The sequence below is a fragment of the Microbispora triticiradicis genome, from assembly GCF_005864065.1.
Lineage (GTDB): Bacteria > Actinomycetota > Actinomycetes > Streptosporangiales > Streptosporangiaceae > Microbispora > Microbispora triticiradicis.
On sequence record NZ_VANP01000002.1, the window covers coordinates 363,768 to 382,345 of the forward strand.

Genomic DNA, 18,578 nt, shown 5'->3' on the forward strand with positions numbered 1-18,578 from the left:
TGCGGGCCTCGGCGGGGGCTCCCTCGCGGGCCTCGACATCGGGCCTGGTCTCGGGCCTGGTCTCGGGCCTGACATCGGGCTTGGTCTCGGGTGCGGGTTCGATGTCGGCGAGGGGCACGCCCGCCTCGACCCGCGCGCCGGGCACCACGTGCAGGGCGGCCACGGTGCCGGAGGCGGGGGCCACGATCAGGTGCTCCATCTTCATCGCCTCCAGCACGACCACCGGCTGCCCGGCCTCGACCACGTCGCCGGGCTTCACCTCGACACGCAGGACCGTACCCGGCATCGGGGCGGGCAGTGCTCCCGGCGACACCCGCGCCGCGGGCTCGGGCAGCCGCTCCACCGGGGTGAGCCGGACCGGCCCGAGAGACGAGTCGACGTGCACCACGCCCGGATAGACCGCCACCTCGAACGCGTGCCGCAGGCCTCCCGTCTCCAGCACCACCCGGCCGGGGTCGGCGGACACCAGGGCGACGTCCTCGAAGCCCTCGGCCCGCAGCCCGTCCCTGCTCAGCCGGTAGGTGATCTCCAGGCGGCCGCCGTCCTCCGTGTCGTACGCCGTGCGCCGGGGCTGGGAGGGCACGTTGCGCCAGCCGCTCGGCAATCCGCCGAGCACCCCGTCGCGCCGCGCTTCCGCCCGGTTCGCCGCCGCCCCGGCGAGCGCCGCCGCGAGGGCCGACAGCCGTACGGCCCCGGGCCCGGCGAGCGACGCCGGAACGGGCCGCCGGTCGAGGAACCCGGTGTCGAGCGCGCCGGACAGGAAGTCCGGATGCCGCAGCACGCCCACGAGGATGTCGCGGTTGGTCGTCAGCCCGTGGATGCGGGCCCGCGCGAGCGCGTGCGCCAGCCGCCGGGCCGCCTCCGCCCGGTCCCCGCCGTACGAGACGACCTTGGCGAGCATCGGGTCGTAGTGGACGCCCACCTCGCCGCCGGAGACCACGCCGGAGTCGAGCCGCAGCCGGGCGCCGAGGCCGAACTCCCCGTCCACGCCGGGGATCTCGAAGCGGTGCAGCACGCCGCTCTGGGGGCGTCCCTCGGCGTCCTCCGCGTACAGGCGGGCCTCGATCGCGTGGCCCACCGGGCTCGGCGGCAGCGCGGCGAGCCGCGCGCCCTCGGCCACCTCGATCTGCAGCCGGACCAGGTCGACCCCGTACACGCACTCGGTCACCGGGTGCTCCACCTGCAGGCGGGTGTTCATCTCCAGGAAGAAGAAGCCCTCGTCCGACACGAGGAACTCGACGGTGCCCGCGCCGGTGTAGCCGATCGCGCGGGCGGCCCGGATCGCGGCGTCGCTCAGCTCCCGGCGCAGTTCGGGGGTGACGGCGGGGGAGGGGGCCTCCTCGATCACCTTCTGGTGACGGCGCTGGATGGAGCACTCCCGCTCGCCGAGGGCCCAGACCGTGCCGTGCTCGTCGGCGAGGATCTGCACCTCGATGTGGCGGGCGCCCTCCTGCAGCGGTTCGGCGAACAGCGTGCCGTCGCCGAAGGCCGACAGGGCCTCGCGGCGGGCCGACGCGACCGCCTCGGCGAGCCCGGCCTGGTCGCGCACCACCCGCATGCCCCGCCCGCCGCCGCCCGCCGACGCCTTGACCAGCACGGGAAACGTGAGCTGAGGCGGGGCGTCCGGGGACAGCGGGATGGTCGGCAGGACCGGCACCCCGGCCTCGGCCATCAGCGCCTTGGCCTCGATCTTCGTGCCCATCGCGGCGACGGCCTCGGGTGACGGGCCGATCCAGGTCAGACCGGCGTCGAGCACGGCGCGGGCGAAGCCGGCGTGCTCGGACAGGAAGCCGTACCCGGGATGCACCGCGTCGGCCCCCGAGCGGCGGGCCGCCTCGATCACGCGGTCCGGGTCGAGGTACGCCAGCGGGGCGCCGAGCCGTACGGCCTGGTCGGCCTCGGCCACGTGCGGCGCGTCCGCGTCGGCGTCGGAGAAGACCGCGACGGTCTCCACACCCAGCTCACGGCAGGTGCGGAACACCCTGCGGGCGATCTCCCCGCGGTTCGCCACCAGCAGCCGCCCGATCATGACCCACCCCCATGGAAGCCGAAGAGCATGCCCGTCACATCCGGAAGACGCCGTAGCCGGCCCGCCCGGGGTCAGGAGCCCCCGCGACCGCCGACAGGCACATCCCGAGCACCGTGCGGGTGTCGCGCGGGTCGATGACCCCGTCGTCGTAGAGGCGGCCGGACAGGAAGAAGGCCGCCGACTCCGCCTCGATCTGCGTCTCGACCGCCGCGCGCATCGCCGCGTCGGCCTCCTCGTCGTAGACCTGCCCGCGCGCCTCGGCCGCGGCCCGGCCGACGATCGACATCACCCCGGCGAGCTGGGCCGGGCCCATCACGGCCGACTTCGCGCTCGGCCAGCTGAACAGGAAACGGGGGTCGTAGGCCCGCCCGCACATGCCGTAGTTGCCCGCGCCGTAGGAGGCCCCCATCACGATCGTGATGTGGGGCACGGTCGAGTTGGCCACCGCGTTGATCATCAGCGAGCCGTGCTTGACGATGCCGCTCTGCTCGTACTCCCTGCCGACCATGTAGCCCGTCGTGTTCTGCAGGAAGACGAGCGGCGTGCGGGTCTGGTTCGCGAGCTGGATGAACTGCGCGGCCTTCTGCGACTCGGCGCCGAACAGCACCCCCTGGGCGTTGGCGAGGATCCCGACCGGGTGACCGTGGACGCTCGCCCAGCCGGTGACCAGGCTCGGCCCGTAGAGCGGCTTGAACTCGTCGAAGTCGCTGCCGTCCACCACCCGGGCCAGGACCTCGCGGGGGTCGAAGGGGACCTTCAGGTCCTCCGGCACGATGCCCAGCAGTTCGTCCTCGTCGAACAGGGGAGCCGGGTAGTCGCGGGCGGCGGCGTGCCCGGCCTTACGCCGACCGATCCGCCGCACGATCCGCCGGCCGATCCGGAGCGCGTCGTGCTCGTCGGCCGCGAGGTGGTCGGCCAGGCCGGAGGCGCGGGCGTGCATCTCCGCCCCGCCCAGCGACTCGTCGTCGGACTCCTCGCCGGTCGCCATCTTCACCAGCGGCGGGCCGCCGAGGAAAACCTTGGCGCGCTCCCGCACCATCACGACGTGGTCGCTCAGACCGGGGACGTAGGCCCCGCCGGCGGTCGCGTTGCCGAAGACGAGCGCGATCGTCGGAATCCCGGCGGCCGACAGCCGGGTCAGATCGCGGAACACCTGCCCGCCGGGGATGAAGATCTCCTTCTGCGTCGGCAGGTCCGCGCCGCCCGACTCCACCAGGTTCACGTACGGCATGCGGTTGCGCAGCGCGATCTCGGCGGCCCGCAGCGTCTTGCGCAGCGTCCAGGGGTTGGACGCGCCGCCGCGCACGGTCGGGTCACTGGCCGTGATCACGCACTCGACGCCCTCGACGACCCCGATCCCGGTCACCACGCTCGCGCCGACGGGGAACTCGGTGCCCCAGGCGGCCAGCGGGGACAGTTCGAGGAACGGCGCGTCGGGGTCGACCAGCAACTCGATCCGCTCCCGGGGGAGCAGCCCGCCGCGCTCGCGGTGCCGCTCGACGTACTTCGGCCCGCCGCCCGCGACGGCCTTCGCCTGCTCGGCCTCCAGTTCGGCGAGCTTCGCCAGCATGGCCTCGCGCCGCGCGCCGTACTCGGCGCCGGAGGGGTCCAGCCGGCTCACGAGCACGGTCATGGCGCCACCGAACCGACTTGTGTCACGGTGAGAACCTCCGGTTGGTCCGCGATCACGTCAACGAGCCGAGTCTGCCACCGGGCGGTGACATTCGTGCCGCACACTCCTGGCCGGCCGTGGTTCGGCCGTGGTTCAGCCGCGGTTCCGCGGGGTCAGCCGCAGTGGGACCACGCGCTGCTCCAGGAGGCGCCCCCGTACCCGCCGCCCCAGATGACGCACCTGCCCTTGGCGGGCAGCCGGAGCGGCCCCGCGTACACGGTGTAGGCGCCGGCGTCGGCGGCCGACGCGCCCCCCTTCACCTTCAGCACCACGCTCATTCTGATCTTAGCGGGCATCGTGTAGCGAGAGAGCGTGATCACACAGTTGCGGCCGGTGGAGGCGTTGTAGAGCAGGTACGTCGTCGCCTGCCCGCCGTACGAGTGGGAGTCGACGACGGCGAAGCCGGTCCCGCACACGCCCTTGGCCGTGTACGGGTTGGGTTTGGGCGCGGCGGTCTTCGTGGGAGTCGCCTTCGCCGTCGGGCTGGGTCTGGGCGTCGCGGTGGCCTTCGTCGGGGCCGGACTGGCCTTCGCCGTCGGAGGGGCCTCCGTGGGCTCCGCCGCCGGTCCGGTCGCCGTGGGCGACGGCCGCGCCCGGCGGCCGTGCGCGGGCGAGGCGGCGGGCTTCGCGGTCGCACCGGGTCTCGCATCGGGTCTCGAACCGGGCCTCCGGGTCGCGGAACCCGGCGACGGACTCCCGGTCCGGTGTCCCGAGGGAGTCGCCAGGTCGGACGGCGGCGGGATCGGCGGTTCGGCGGGCGCGGACGCCGCCTGGCCGGGCGCCTCCGTCGCGGTGGTCTCGCTCCCGGCCGCCCGCAGGGAGACCCAGGACGGCGCCAGGAAGGCCGCGGCCACCAGAGCGGGCACCCCGATCCCGGCCGCCGTCCAGGTCAGCACCGTACGCCGGGGTCTCCTCGCCGCCGCGGGCACGGTGACGTGCCCGGGGGGAGCCGCGGCCCGCGCAGGGGGCAGCGGGGGCGGCGGGGGAGTGAGATGGGCCTGCCCGGTGAGGCGCGAGACGACGTCCTGGGCGGAGGGCCGCGGCGCGGGGTCCTTCGACAGGCAGGCGGCGACGATGTCGCGCAGGGGTGCCGCGAGGTCGCCGAGGTCGGGCTCGTCGCGCAGGATGCGGGTGATGACCGAGGGGATCGAGTCCGCGCCGAAGGCGGGTCTGCCGGTGGCGGCGAACACCATCGTGACGCCCCAGGCGAAGATGTCGGCCGGGGCGCCCGCCGTGCCGCCCGACAGCACCTCGGGGGCCAGGTAGGCGGGAGTGCCGATGGACGCGCCGGTCGCGGTGGCCTGCGGCGAGTCGAACGCCCTGGCCACCCCGAAGTCGATCACGACCGGCCCCTCCGGGCCCATCAGCACGTTGGCCGGCTTGAAGTCGCGGTGGGTGATGCCCGCGCGGTGGATGGCGGCCAGCGCCGTCGCCGTGCTGATGGCGAGCCGTTCCAGCGCCGCTCCCCGGCGCGGGCCCTCCCGGTCCACCAGTTGCCGGAGCGACGGGCCCGGCACGAACTCGCTGACGATGTACGGCTGGTTGCCGGCGAGGTCGGCGTGCAGCACGGGGGCGGTGCAGAACGGCGCGACCCGCTGCGCCAGCGCCACCTCGCGCAGGAAGCGCTCCCGCGCCTCGGGATCCGCCGCCAGCCGCGTGTGCAGCAGCTTCACCGCGACCTGTTCGCCCTGCGGGCCGTGGCCCAGGAAGACGACCCCCTGGCCGCCCTCCCCGAGCCGGTCGACGAGCGTGAACGGGCCCAGGCGGGCCGGGTCCCCAGCCTCCAACGCCACCATCGCCCCCGATTACCCCGATAACCCCACCAACGGTGCCAAACGCTACCGGATCGGGAACGGCCGTCAGATGGCCTTGCCGGGGTTGAGGATGTTCAGCGGGTCGAAGACCTGCTTGATGCCCTGGTGCAGTTCGGCGGCCACCGGGCCGGTCTCCAGGCCGAGCCAGCGCTTCTTCAGCAGCCCGACGCCGTGCTCGCCGGTCAGCGTCCCCCCGAGGGCGAGCGCGGCGCGGAACACCTCGTCGGCCGCGGCCCAGACCTCGGGCGGCGGCTCGGCCAGGCCGCGGTCGAACACGAACACCGGGTGCACGTTGCCGTCCCCCGCGTGGGCGACCGTCGAGATCAGGACGCCGTGCCGGGCGGCGGTCTCCTCGATCGCGGTGATCATCTCGGGGAGCGCCGACCGGGGCACGCACACGTCCTCCACCAGGCACTGGCCCAGGCGCTCCTTGGCCGGGTAGGCGAGGCGCCGGACGCCGACGAGCTCGGCGGCCTCCTCCGGCGTGGACGACACCGCGACGAACGACGCCGCGGCGCACAGCTCCGCCATCCGGGCGGCGGACTCGTCGGCCGGGCCCTCCGCCTGCGCGATGAGCATGGCCCTGGTGGACGGCTCCAGCCCGATGTTCTTCCAGTCGTCGATGGCCCGCAGGGTCGTACGGTCGAGCAGTTCGAGCATCGACGGCTGGCAGCCCTCGGCGATGATCGCGGCGACGGCCGCGGCGGCGTCGCGCAGCGAGGTGAACTCGGCCGCGACGGTGGACAGTTCGCGCGGCGCCCGCCGCAGCCGCAGCGTGGCGGCGGTGATCACGCCGAGCGTGCCCTCCGAGCCGACGAACAGGCCGGTCAGGTCGTAACCGGTGACCCCCTTCATGGTGCGGCGGCCGGTGTTCAGCACCCGCCCGTCGGCCAGCACCACCTCCAGCCCGAGCGCCGAGTCGCGGGTCACGCCGTACTTGACGCAGCGCAGGCCGCCCGCGTTGGTCGCCAGGTTGCCGCCGATCGTGGAGATCTCGTACGACGAGGGGTCGGGGGCGTACATCAGCCCGTGCGCGCGGGCCGCCCGGTCGAGGTCGGCGGTGATGACCCCGGGCTCCACGACGGCGATCTCGTCCTGCGGCGACAGCTCCCGAATCGCGGTCATCCGCGCGAGGGAGAGGACCACGCAGCCGTCCACGGCCGTCGCCCCGCCCGCCAGGCCGGTGCCGGCGCCGCGCGGGACCACCGGCACCCGGTGCGCGCTCGCCCAGCGCAGCGTGGCCACGACGTCGTCGCGCGACTGCGCGAGCACCACGCCGAGCGGCTTGCCCGGCGGTGCGAACGTGCGGTCCCGCGCGTAGGCGTCCATGACGTCGGGGTCGGTGAGGACGAGCCCGTCCGGCAGCGCGGAGGCCAGCCCGGAGGCCGGCGCGGAGGTCGCTTCGGTCACGTCTGGACTGTACGACATGACCGGATATTGGGTCGCAACCGGAATTACTAACGGATATTGGTACACATCACATTTTGACAACCATGCATGGCGGCTCTTTACGATCCCTTTACCCCCTCGTCTAAGGTCCCGCATGCGCGCTCATCCCGGCGCGCTGTGCATGGTGTCCGGGGAACCCGGACGGGAAGGGATCTCGTTGTCCAAGAGAATCCGGCGTCTCGCCGCGATCGTGCCCGCGCTCGGGCTGGCGGCAGGAGGTCTGGCCGCGGCCGGTGCGGCGGCGGCGCCTACGGCGGGCTACCAGCCGTCGGCCACCGACCATTACATCAACTACGCACCGCCGCGTGTGCAGGGCGACTTCACCACCACCGAGGAGAAGGTCCCGCCGAAGGGGGCCAAGCGCACCGCCGCCCTCGCCGCGGCGATCGACCACAAGTTCGCGGCCGGCAACCCCGTCGCGGCGCGCGTGCTGGCGCAGCACGAGAAGCAGGCGATCAGGACCGGCAAGAACCCCTTCGACTTCATCTACAAGAAGGCGAAGACGACCCGCACCGCCAAGCTGCTCACGCTGCTGGTCGAGTTCAACGACCAGGCCAACGACGACTTCTCCGGCTGGTCGCACCCGAAGACGACCGACGACGTCAACGACTGCGTGACCGAGCCGGCCGGCACCAAGCTGAACGGCCCGCTCCACAACCACATCCCCAACCCGGCGACGGCCGGTGGCGGGGGCAAGGACAACAACTCGATGTGGGTGGCGGACTTCAACACCGCTCACTACAACAACATGCTCTACACCTCCAAGGGGATCACGACCCGGGTCCGGCCGGACCTGAAGGACCCCCGGGACGGCAAGAAGGGCATCGACATCTCCGGCTCCACCATGAAGAACATGTACGAGGAGCTGTCGAAGGGCGCCTACACCGTCACCGGCGAGGCCGTCGGCTGGCTGAAGGTCCCGCACTCCGAGGCGTGGTACGGCGCCGGCAAGTGCGGCACCTACCCCCAGGACATGACCGGCCACCCGGACAACCCGCGCGGCGCCGCCCAGCTCGCGGTCGACGCGGTCGACACCCTGGTGAAGACGAACCCCTCGTTCCCCTGGGCCGACTACGACGTCGAGGACGTCTCCGACGCCGACGGCGACGGGAACTTCGACGAGCCCGACGGCGTCATCGACCACCTTGTGCTGATCCACGCGGGCGAGGACAAGTCCGGCGGCGGCGGCAACGAGGGCACGTTCGCCCTGTGGGCCCACTCCAGCGACGTGGCGGGCGGCTACACGATCCCCGGCACGAGCAAGAAGATCTCCAACTACATCCTCCAGCCCGAGGACTCCGGCGTGGGCGTGTTCGCCCACGAGTACGGCCACGACCTCGGTCTGCCGGACCTGTACGACACCACCGGCGCGGGCGACTCCGACGTCGACTTCTGGGACCTGATGTCGAGCGGCTCGCACTCCGGGCCGATCTTCCAGTCCCTGCCGACGCACATGAGCATCTGGGACAAGTGGGTGCTCGGCTGGGCCAACCCGAAGATCATCGAGCCGGGCGCGGCCAAGCAGCTCGCCGTGATCGGGCAGGCCTCCCGGACGCCGAAGGGCACCGAGGACGGCGTACGGATCAACCTGCCGGACAAGCTGAACATCATGTCCACCCCGCACAGCGGGTCGAACATGTGGTGGTCCAACAGCGACCAGAACTGGGCCGACCAGAAGCTCGTCCGCACCGTCGCCGTGCCGGCCGGCTCGGACGTGAAGTTCCGCTGGTGGAGCGACTGGGGCATCGAGGCCGACTGGGACTACGGCTTCTTCGAGGTCTCCGCCGACGGCGGCGCCACCTGGGCCGAGCAGAAGATCTTCGACGAGGACGGCACGCTCGTCAGCACCGGTGACGACTACACCGACCCCAACGGCCGCATGAAGGACTACGGCGGCAAGAAGTACGGCCTGACCGGCGAGAGCGGCGGCTGGCACCACCTGTACGCCGACCTCGCGCCGTTCGCCGGCAAGACCGTGCAGATCCGCTTCCGGTACAACACGGACGCGGCCTCCGTGGAGCGCGGCTGGTTCAACGACGACTTCTCGGTCACCAACGGCGCCACGGCGGTCTGGACCGACGACGTCGAGGGCGGCGCCAACGGCTGGACGACCGTCAAGGGCACGTTCACCGACACCACCGGCGGCGGCTGGATCATCCACCCCGGCCGGGTGCAGGCGGCGCAGTACTACCTCGCCGAGTGGCGCAACTTCGACGGGTTCGACCAGGGCCTGAAGTACGCGTACGACACGACCTGGCTGCGCGACGGCGCGTGGAAGGTCGAGAAGATCGCCTACAACGCCCCGGGCCTGCTCGTCTGGTACCGCGACACCTCGCAGGGCAACAACAACGTGTCCGACACGACGTTCGACCTGCCGTCGGTGGGCCCGAAGGGCCAGCTGCTCCTCGTCGACTCGCACTACGAGCCGCTGCGCCGTACGGGCGAGGCGGCGGCGCACGACCCGAGCACGCTGAAGAACCTCCCGTCGCGCCCGCAGTCGTCGAACGCCGCGTTCAACTTCGCCGGAACGTACCCGTTCAAGGAGTGCGTCGAGGGCGAGCCGTTCACGGAGTACTGCACCTCGTTCGGCAAGCAGCCCGCGGTGAAGGAGTTCACGGACGCCAAGGGCTGGTACCCCGGCCTGGAGCTTCGCGACGGCAGCCTGTACTACCGCCACCGCGACGCCTCCGTGGTCATCCCGTCCAAGGACAACCAGCCGTACTCGACCAGGATCGTCAACCCCGACGGCACGCCGGCGACCGACCTCTACGGCACCGACATCGGCGGCGCGATCCTCGGCAGCGGCAACCCCGGTGACGAGGGCAAGCAGCTCGGTGTGCAGATCAAGCTGGTCAGCCCGCTTCCGCTCAACCTGGGTGCGGTCGTCCAGATCACTCCCGCCAAGAAGTAACGGCCGCCGGGTGGCGTGACGCCACCCGGCAGCCCGTGGTGTGGCCACAGTGCATGGTCACAGTGCATGGTCACGAGCCCTGCCACGGTGCATGGTCACGGTGCCCGGCCGCCGTCCGTTCATGGACGGCGTGCCGGGCACGTCCATGCCGGGGGGCGTCCCGGCGTCCCGATCCGGGGCCGGGAACGGCCGGCGGCGATGCGCGCCCGCGCCCGGCGGCCCCTAGCATGTCAGCGTGCGGAGCAAGGCGGATCACACCGCGGCCATCCACCGGGACCGGAAGGCCGCCGTCGTCGTGAACACCAGGTCCAGGCGAGGCCGCCGCCGTTACGCGGAGGTGCTGCGGCTGCTGAAGGACGGGGACTTCCGGCTCACCGGCGTCCATCCGGTGACCGACCCCTCCCGGCTGCGCGACGTGCTCACCCGCGCGCTCGACGCCGGGCCCGACCTCCTCGTGGTCGGCGGCGGAGACGGCACGCTGAGCAGCTCGGTCAGGCACGTGGCCGGCCGCGACGTCGCCCTCGGCGTGCTGCCCCTCGGCACCACCAACAACTTCGCCCGCAGCCTCGGGCTGCCGCTCGATCTCGCCGGGGCGATCGGCGTGTTCAGCGGAGGCAAGGTGGCCGACATCGACCTCGGGATGTGCGGCGACCGGCCGTTCGCCAACCTCGCGAGCTTCGGCGTGTCGGTCGAGGTGGCCGGCACCGTCAGGCCATGGGTCAAGCGTATGCTCGGCCGGGCCGCCTACCCGCTGACCGCGCTCACGATCCTGCCGGGGCACCGGCCGTTCCGCGCGTACATCACCGTTGACGGCAAACGCCACGAGCTGCTGACCCACCAGCTCAACATCGCCAACGGGCGGTTCCACGGCGGCTGGCAGATCGCCAGGGACGTCAGCATCGACAACCGCAGGCTGGTGGCCTACCAGCTCGGCTCGGGCAAGCGGCTGCGGCTGCTCGGGGAGACGCTCGTACGGGCGACCACCGGCAAATGGACCAGCCTCGCGGGCGGCCCGTTCGTCACCGGCCAGGAGATGCTGCTGGAGACCGACCCGCCGCTGGCCGCCGACATCGACGGCGAGGTGCGGCTGCGTACCCCGCTGGTGCTGAAGAGCATCCCCAACGGACTGCGGGTGATGGTCCCGCAGGACTTCGTGGACACCTGATCCGCTACGCGTCCTCCTCGGCGGCGAAGGCCCGGTAGGCGGGCCGCAGCAGGTCGAGCAGCGGGATGTGCCTGGCCTTGACCGGCGGCGGGTCCAGCGCGCGCAGCAGCAGGTCGGAGGGCGAGCCGGGATCGGCCGGCGGGCCGAGGCGGGCCGGCGAGACGCCCGAATCGTAGAAGTCGCCGACCCGCTCCGCGAACGGGACGTCGGTCACGTCGAGAGGCGCCGGCGTCCCGCCGCCCGTCCCGCCGCCCGTCCCGCCGGTCTGCCCGCCGGTGTGGCGGAGGGCGTCGAGCAGCGTGTCCCTGGCCATGCCCCGCCAGGCCAGCACCAGGAACGGGTCCGCGTCGAACGCCTCGGCCAGCAGGTAGAGCACCGCGGACAGGTGCTTGCAGGGGAACCCCCAGTCGGGGCAGGAGCACTCCATGTCCAGCCCGCGCTCGCCCGGGAAGAGCGGCAGTCCGCACTGCTCGAAGACGTCCTCGATCTCCGGCGGCATCTCCCCGGCGAGCAGCTTGGCGCGGTGCACCGCCCGCGCGCCCAGCGCCCCGGTCAGCTCCGCCCAATCGTCCGCGCCGTACGCTGTAATCCGCACGCGCACGTCGTACGGCTCCGGGCGGGAGCCCTGCACCCTGGCCTTCACCAGGCCGGGACCGAGGTCGAGGTCGAGCACCTGGCCCCGCCGCGCGTACGCGCGCCCCCGGCTCAGCCTGCCCGCGTCGCAGATGAGCTCGAGGACGTCGACGAAACGCCGCGACCACCACTGCTCGCCGATGGATCCCCGCTTCGAGCGCGCCCTGATGCCGCCGTCGACCCTGATGGGCCGCGCGGCCTCGAACCAGCCGTCCCGTCCGGCGGGCACTCAGCTCACCGCCTCGGGGGACAGGCGGAACAGCTCGCGCAGCTCCGCCGTGGACAGCCCGGCGATCCAGTCCTCGCCCGTCCCGACGACGCTCTCCGCCAGGGCCTGCTTGCGCTCGATCATCTCGTCGATCCGCTCCTCCAGGGTGCCCGCACAGATGAACTTCCTGACCTGCACGTTCCGGGTCTGCCCGATGCGGAACGCCCGGTCGGTCGCCTGGTTCTCCACGGCCGGGTTCCACCACCGGTCCACGTGCACGACGTGGTTGGCGGCGGTCAGGTTGAGCCCGGTGCCCGCCGCCTTGAGCGAGAGCAGGAAGATCATCGGCTCGTCATCGGTCTGGAACCGCTCCACCAGCGCGTCACGCGTCTTCTTCGGCAGCCCGCCGTGCAGCCACAGCACCGGGCGGTCGAGCCGCGCCGCCAGGTAGGGCTGCAGCATCGAGCCGAACTCGGCGTACTGCGTGAAGACCAGCGCCTTGTCGCCCTCGCTCACGATCTCCTCGGCCAGTTCCTCCAGCCGGGCGAGCTTCCCCGACCGCCCGGCCAGCCGCGAGCCGTCCTTGAGCAGGTGGGCTGGGTGGTTGCAGACCTGCTTGAGCCGGGTCATCGCGGCCAGCACGTTCCCGCGCCGTTCGATGCCCTCGCTGCCGGCGATCCGGCCCATCATGTCCTCGACCACCGCCTGGTAGAGGCTCGCCTGCTCCGGGGTCAGCGTGCACCAGACCTTCATCTCCATCTTGTCCGGCAGGTCGGAGATGATCGTCTTGTCGGTCTTGAGGCGCCGGAGCACGAACGGTCCCGTGGCCCGCTTGAGCGCGGCGGTCGCCGCCTCGTCGCCGTGCCGTTCGATCGGCTCCTGGTAGCGGTCGCGGAAGGCCCTCGCCGGTCCGAGCAGGCCGGGGTTGCAGAACTCCATGATCGACCAGAGCTCCGCCAGATGGTTCTCGACCGGCGTGCCGGTCAGCGCCAGCCTCGTCCGCGCCGGGAGGGAGCGTACGGCCTGCGCCTGCCGGGCGGCAGAGTTCTTGACGGCCTGCGCCTCGTCGCAGACGACCCGGGCCCAGGTGAACCCGGCGAGGACGTCGCGGTCGCGCAACGCCGTGCCGTAGGTGGTGAGGACGATGTCGGCCGCGGCGACCCGCTCGGCCAGCTCCGCGCCGCGCAGGCGGCCTGAGCCGTGATGGAGGTAGACCTTCAGCGACGGTGCGAACCGGGCGGCCTCCTTCTGCCAGTTGCTGAGCAACGACATTGGGCACACCAGCAGCGTCGCCCCCGCCCGCTCTTCTTCCTCGCGTTCGCGCAGAAGAAGGGACAATGTCTGAAGAGTCTTACCAAGTCCCATATCGTCCGCGAGAATGCTGCCGAGTCCGATTTGGGACATGAAGGTGAGCCAGGCCAGACCCCGCTCCTGGTACGGCCGGAGCGTGCCGTGGAAGGCGGCGGGGGTCGCCACGGGTTCGAGACGGCGGTCGGCCTCGCCGGAGAGCAGGTCGCCGAGCAGGCCGTCGGCGTCCACCCCGACCAGAGGGAGGTCGTCGTCCCCGCCGTGCACCACCTCGCGGACGACCTCGCCGACCGTCATCTGGCCCGATCCGCGCCGCTCCACCGCCTTCAACGCGGCCCCGAGCTGCCGGGCGTCCAGCTCGACCCACTGCCCCCGCAGCCGGACCAGCGGCACCTTGAGCCGGGCCAGCTCGGCCAGCTCCGCCTCGCTGATCGTCTCGTCGCCGACGGCCAGCTCGGCCCGGAAGTCGACGAGCTGCGCCAGCCCGAACCCCTGGTCGGCGGCGGCGCCCGGCCCGGAGCGCGACCGGGCCGTCAGTTTCAGGCCCAGCCGGGCGCGGCCCGCCCACGCGGGGAGCTGCACGCCGAACCCGGCCGACTGGAGGAGCGGCGCGGCGTGGCGCAGGAAGTGGAAGGCGCCCTCGACGTCGAGGTCGACGTGCGCCGGCCGGGCCTCCCGGAGCGCGTCGTCGATCCTCGGATAGAGGCGGGCCGCCCGGCCCAGACCGGCGAGCAGCGTCTCGTCCGGCCGCCCGGGAAGGCCCGGCAGACCGGGCAGGGTCTCGCCCGTCCAGACGAGGGAAGCGGGCAGGTAGAGGCTGGGGTCCTCGGCCGACTTGAGCGCGAACTCCACCCGCCACCTGCCGCCGTCCGCGTGGGCCGCCGTGTCTGTTCCGGTCGCAGCGCCCGTGTGGGCCGCGGCGTACCCGGCGGCGACGGCCGGGCCCGCGACCGGTGCGGAGCCGGGCCGGGGACCGGACACGGGCTCGAACTCCGGCTCGAACTCCGGCTCCGGCTCGGGCTCGTGCTCAGGTTCGGGCTCGACGAGCCGGAAGCACACCCTGACCGGGCCGTCGAGCTGGTGGGCCGCCCGGAACCACTCCTGCAGCGGCCGGGCCAGCGCCTCCGCCTCCTCCCGGCCGGCCCCGGGCAGGTCCGCCTCATCGCCGGTGAGGGCCACCGTCCACCGGTCGGCCAGGGGGGCGCGCCGCCCCGGACGGTGCCCGCCCAGCAGGCGCTCCGGCAGCGCCTGCCGTACGGCGGCGTCGGCCAGGCCCGCCAGCGCCTCCATCAGCACGTGGGCGGACGGGCGCTCCTCCTCCACGGCCCGGCAGACCGGCGGCATCGCGGCGGCGAGCTCGCGGAAGCGGTCGGCGTGCGGGCCGGTCAGCACCGGCCGCCAGCGGGCCGCGTAGCCGCCGTGCTCGGTGACGAGCTGGGGCAGCACCCTGCCCCGCCGCACCAGCTCCCTGGCGTGGGCCGCGACGACCGCGAGATAGCGCAGGGACGGCCCGGGGAGCATGTCGGCGAGGCGGTCGTCCGGTTCCGGCGACTCCGCCGGTGTGTGGGCCGCCTCGCCGAGCGTGGTCAGCAAGCGCATCGCCGCGCCGGCGTCGGCCAGCAGGGCGGGCACCCGCCACGGCCTGATCCCGGCCCGGCGCGCGCGGACCTGCAACCCGGTCTCCGGTGAGGGCAGGGGACCGGACGCCGAACCGGGCAGGAGCAGCACCACCTCACCCAGCGCGGCCTTTCCGGCCGCCTCGGCCGCCGCCTCCCCCCAGCCCGGCAGCGCGGCGACGAGGGCGCTCGCCGGGGCGGCGAAGGGATGGGGCCGGACCTTGGCCCTGGAGGTCACCGGCTCCGCGCCGGCCGTCTCCTCCGCCCAGAGCACAAGCCGCCCGCCGTCCCAGGCCGCGTGTAGCACGAGCACACCGTCTCCTCCCGCCACCCCGGAACGCTAGCAGCGCCTCCGGCGCCGTACGTTCGCTGGAACCTGAGCGTCCAGCGACGACCGGCGACCGGAAATTCCTTGATTACTGATGATCTGTGACGGTTTGTCGTACTGCTGGGGCCGGCCGTCAACCGGGGGGAGTGCCGTCGACCGTGGTGTAGCGGCGCAGGGCGTCGGCGTCGAGCGGAGCCCCGGGAAGGGGTGATCTCCGGTCGGCGCGCAGGCCGTCCAGCATGATCTCCACCATCCGCGCCATGGCCTCCTCGCCGAGCACGGCCGGTGGCGTGTAGACGTGCAGGGTCATCAGCAGGGCGATGTCGCCGGGACCGATGTCGGCGCGCAGTGCGCCGTCCGCCTGCGCCCGCTCGGTCAGCCGCAGGACCGCGGCGGCGACCCCCTGCCGGATCTCCCGCAGGTCGGCGCCGACGCGCAGCCGCTGGTGCAGGAGGGGATCGAGCTTCGCGGCGAGCACGCCCAGCCGCAGGGCGACCGCGCCGCGCAGGAAGCGGCACAGCGCGTGCCACGCGTCCGGCTCCTCCCGCCCGGCGGTCTCCGCCAGGTCCGCCAGGCGGCGGAGGCTCTCCTCGCCGACGGCGCGCAGCAGCGCGTCCCGGTCGGGGAAGCGGCGGTAGAGCGTGCCGACGCCCACGCCCGCCCGGCGGGCGACCTCCTCCAACGGCACGTCGACGTTCTGCTCCAGGAACAGCTCACGGGCCGCGGCGACGATCAGATCCCGGTTGCGGCGCGCGTCGGCGCGCAGCCCTTTCTCCACGGTCACCTCAAGAGGATCTGGACGATTTTCCTCCGGTTAGGATACCGTCATCATGCGGAGGAAATTCCTCCGGTTAGGGGGTGTGTCATGAGCGCGGTGCTCATCTCGGGGGCCGGGATCGCGGGGCCGACGCTGGCCTACTGGCTGGCCAGGAACGGGTTCAAGGTCACGGTCGTGGAACGCGCGGGAGAGGTGCGGTCCAGCGGCAACCCCGTGGACGTCAGGGGAGCCGCCGTCGCGGTCGCCGAACGGATGGGCGTCCTGCCCCGGCTGCACCAGGCCGCCACCGGCACGACCGGGGTCAGCTTCGTCGACGCGGCGGGCAGGCGGGTCGCCCGGATGGACATGCGCGCCGTACAGCGGCCGGGCGAGGTCGAGGTGCCGCGCGGCGACCTCGCGTCGATCCTGTACGAGGCGAGCCGCGACGACGCCGAGTTCCTCTTCGACGACTCCGTCACGGGGCTCGCCCAGGACGAGCACGGCGTGGACGTCACCTTCGAGCGCGCCGGCTCCCGCCGCTTCGACCTGGTGATCGGCGCCGACGGCCTGCACTCGGTGACGCGGCGCCTGACGTTCGGCCAGGAGAACGGCTTCGTGCGCCACATGGGCCTGTACGTCGCGACGACACCGCTCGGCGTCGAGGCGGTGGCCGGGTCCGGCCGGGACATCCTCATGCACAACGCCCCCGGCAAGGCGGTCGCCGTCAGCCCCATGTCCGCGGGCGCGTTCTTCCTCTACCGGAGCCCGGCGGAGCCCGGGTTCGACCACCGCGACACCGGGCAGCACAAGCGGATGCTGACCGCCGCCTTCGCGGACGTGTCCTGGCGGGCGCCGGAACTGCTCGAACGGGTGCGTACGGCCGACGACCTCTACTTCGACTCCGTCAGCCAGGTGCGCCTGCCCCGCTGGTGGAAGGGCAGAGTCGCGCTTCTCGGCGACGCCGCCTCCTGCGTGTCGCTGTTCGGCGACGGCTCCACGCTGGCGATGACGGGGGCGTTCACCCTCGCCGAGGCGCTGGCCGCCCATCCCGGCGATCCCGGCGCGGCCTTCGGCCGGTACGAGGCCGTCCACCGGCGCCTGGTCGAGCCCAGGCAGCGCGCCGTCGGCCAGGCGTCGGCGCTCCTGGCCCCCGCCACGCGAGGCGGCATCCTCGCCCGCAACCTCGCCACCCGCCTGTGGCCCGCCGTGGTCGCCGCCACCCGCCTCAAGCAGGCCCTCGCCCGATGACGCGGACATCCTGAGTTCGCGTACCTTCTCGCCGTCGATGACGGCGGGCGTGCGGCGACGGCGCACCGAGGTCAGGTCGTGGTCAGGCCACGGCTCCGGGGGTGGAGGCCGGAGGTGCGCCAGGTGGCACCGGAGGAGGTGACGGCGAAGGCCTCGTAGCCGTGCAGGCCCTCCACCCAGTCTCTGGCCGCGGCGCCCATGGCGAAGGCGCTCGTGGCGTACGCGTCGGCCAGGGTGAGATCGGGCCCGACCACCGTCACCGAGGCCAGCCCGGCCGCCGGTCGGCCCGTGTGCGGGTCGACGACGTGCGCGCCGCGTTCGGCGGTGCCCGAGGTCGCCACGGCGAGGTCGGTCCCCGACACCACGGCGGCGAGTTCGCCCGGCCGGAGCGGGTGGGCGACGCCGACCCGCCAGGACCGGCCGGGCGCGGGCGAGCCGGACAGCCGGACGTCCCCGCCGCCGTTCACGCAGTGGTCGGCGGCGCCCGCCGCGCGAAGGATGGCCGAGGCGCGCTCGACCGCCCAGCCCTTGACGAGGGCGGAGGGATCGAGGCGGCCCCGGGGATGGAGGGTGAAGTAGCCGTGGGAGACCAGCACGACCGACTCGCAGAGGCGCAGGACGTCCGCCACCTCCGCCGGGCAGCCGGTCAGGGTGATCTCGCCCCGGCTCAGGCGGCTCACCGCGCTGTCCGGCTTGTACGTCGAGAAGACCTCGTCCACGTGGTGCAGCCAGGCCACCGCCTCCGCGACGTACGGCCCGGGGTCGGAGTGGCGCCCGTCGGAGTCGCGGATGTCGAAGGAGAAGACGGTGCCCATGACGTGCTCGATGTGACGCATCAGCGGCCGGCCTTGTCGAGGGCGCTCTGCAGCGAGCGGATGTAGCCGTCGCTGGTGTAGGTGGCGCCGGAGACCACGTCGATCTGGGCCGACCGGGCCGACAGCGCCTCCTCGTCGAGGATCGGCAGCGCCTCGTTGTTGATCTCGATGTCCCGGTGGTTGTTCTGCGGGGCCACCAGCACCCTGATCCCGGCCATCCTCCCGCCGGAGATCACGATCTCCACCTGCACCGGCCCCCACCGGGTGTCGGCGGCGTCACCGGTGACGGTCTTCTCCCCGCTGGTGGCGCCGGCGGTGGCTCCCGCCCCGCTCCAGCCGCCCTGTGTCTCCTGGGACTGTGTCTCCTGGGACTGGGTCTCCTGGGTCTGCGCATCCCGGGGCCCGGAGGAGTCCGGGAATCCCCGGCCGAAGCGGCCCCCGTCCTCGCCCCTGTCCCCGTCGCCGTCGCCGTCGTCGGCCCCGGGGCCGGTCCCCTCGGCCACGGCGGCGGGGCGCGCGGCGGGCGAGATCACCTCATGGGGCTTGAACGACAGCAGCAGCACGAGGCCGACGGCGGTCGCGAGCACGGCCAGAATGGCTCTGCGCATGGAACTTCCAATCCGGG

11 protein-coding genes and 1 pseudogene are annotated in these 18,578 nt (G+C 73.1%); 3 read left to right on the plus strand and 9 right to left on the minus strand.

The window, feature by feature from the left end; genetic code table 11:
* Positions 1–97: 97 nt before the first annotated feature.
* The 4 genes and pseudogenes from FED44_RS06695 to FED44_RS06710 form a co-directional block, all read right to left on the minus strand.
* Positions 98–2,029 (minus strand): annotated as a pseudogene (locus FED44_RS06695) (acetyl/propionyl/methylcrotonyl-CoA carboxylase subunit alpha); the annotation flags it as partial.
* Between the two features lie 34 nt (positions 2,030–2,063).
* Positions 2,064–3,662, minus strand: a complete 1,599-nt coding sequence (locus FED44_RS06700; RefSeq protein ID WP_138460094.1) for an acyl-CoA carboxylase subunit beta — start codon at positions 3,660–3,662, stop codon at positions 2,064–2,066.
* A 152-nt stretch (positions 3,663–3,814) separates the two neighbouring features.
* On the minus strand, positions 3,815–5,497 hold the full coding sequence (locus FED44_RS06705) for a serine/threonine-protein kinase (RefSeq protein WP_138460095.1): 1,683 nt from the start codon (positions 5,495–5,497) through the stop codon (positions 3,815–3,817).
* 63 nt (positions 5,498–5,560) lie between these two features.
* Positions 5,561–6,925 (minus strand): FAD-binding oxidoreductase, encoded by a 1,365-nt coding sequence (locus FED44_RS06710; RefSeq protein WP_316246859.1) that lies wholly within the window; start codon positions 6,923–6,925, stop codon positions 5,561–5,563.
* A 196-nt stretch (positions 6,926–7,121) separates the two neighbouring features.
* Between FED44_RS06710 and FED44_RS06715 the strand changes: the two genes are divergently transcribed.
* On the plus strand, positions 7,122–9,875 hold the full coding sequence (locus tag FED44_RS06715) for an immune inhibitor A domain-containing protein (protein ID WP_244301758.1): 2,754 nt from the start codon (positions 7,122–7,124) through the stop codon (positions 9,873–9,875).
* Positions 9,876–10,110: 235 nt separating this feature from the next.
* Entirely contained in the window at positions 10,111–11,040 is a 930-nt protein-coding gene (locus FED44_RS06720) for a diacylglycerol/lipid kinase family protein (protein ID WP_117409566.1), read from the plus strand.
* Positions 11,041–11,044: 4 nt separating this feature from the next.
* On the opposite strand, the gene FED44_RS06725 is transcribed toward FED44_RS06720, so the two are convergent.
* The 3 genes from FED44_RS06725 to FED44_RS37130 form a co-directional block, all read right to left on the minus strand.
* On the minus strand, positions 11,045–11,902 hold the full coding sequence (locus tag FED44_RS06725) for an SWIM zinc finger family protein (protein ID WP_138460097.1): 858 nt from the start codon (positions 11,900–11,902) through the stop codon (positions 11,045–11,047).
* Positions 11,903–15,118, minus strand: coding sequence for a DEAD/DEAH box helicase (locus tag FED44_RS06730; RefSeq protein ID WP_244301759.1), 3,216 nt, complete (start codon positions 15,116–15,118; stop codon positions 11,903–11,905). It lies immediately after the preceding gene.
* 148 nt (positions 15,119–15,266) lie between these two features.
* Positions 15,267–15,917: a TetR/AcrR family transcriptional regulator gene (locus tag FED44_RS37130; protein ID WP_117409568.1), complete on the minus strand. Its 651-nt coding sequence runs from the start codon at positions 15,915–15,917 to the stop codon at positions 15,267–15,269.
* 81 nt (positions 15,918–15,998) lie between these two features.
* On the opposite strand from FED44_RS37130, the gene FED44_RS06740 reads away from it, so the two are divergent.
* The gene (locus FED44_RS06740) at positions 15,999–17,138 is read left to right on the plus strand and encodes an FAD-dependent monooxygenase (RefSeq protein WP_138460098.1); all 1,140 of its coding nucleotides are present in this window, start codon (positions 15,999–16,001) and stop codon (positions 17,136–17,138) included.
* Between the two features lie 71 nt (positions 17,139–17,209).
* On the opposite strand, the gene FED44_RS06745 is transcribed toward FED44_RS06740, so the two are convergent.
* Both FED44_RS06745 and FED44_RS06750 read right to left on the minus strand, forming a co-directional pair.
* Positions 17,210–17,974, minus strand: a complete 765-nt coding sequence (locus FED44_RS06745) for an FAD:protein FMN transferase (RefSeq protein WP_208758861.1) — start codon at positions 17,972–17,974, stop codon at positions 17,210–17,212.
* Positions 17,974–18,561, minus strand: a complete 588-nt coding sequence (locus tag FED44_RS06750; protein ID WP_138460099.1) for an FMN-binding protein — start codon at positions 18,559–18,561, stop codon at positions 17,974–17,976. The genes FED44_RS06745 and FED44_RS06750 overlap by 1 nt, the downstream gene beginning before the upstream one ends.
* Between the last annotated feature and the right edge of the window lie 17 nt (positions 18,562–18,578).

Bases quoted from the DNA above. Each gene is read 5' to 3' on its own strand.
- FED44_RS06700 (WP_138460094.1), bottom strand. From the start codon at position 3,662: ATGACCGTGCTCGTGAGCCGGCTGGACCCCTCCGGCGCCGAGTACGGC.
- FED44_RS06705 (WP_138460095.1), bottom strand. From the start codon at position 5,497: ATGGTGGCGTTGGAGGCTGGGGACCCGGCCCGCCTGGGCCCGTTCACG.
- FED44_RS06740 (WP_138460098.1), top strand. From the start codon at position 15,999: ATGAGCGCGGTGCTCATCTCGGGGGCCGGGATCGCGGGGCCGACGCTG.
- FED44_RS06745 (WP_208758861.1), bottom strand. From the start codon at position 17,974: ATGCGTCACATCGAGCACGTCATGGGCACCGTCTTCTCCTTCGACATC.
- FED44_RS06750 (WP_138460099.1), bottom strand. From the start codon at position 18,561: ATGCGCAGAGCCATTCTGGCCGTGCTCGCGACCGCCGTCGGCCTCGTG.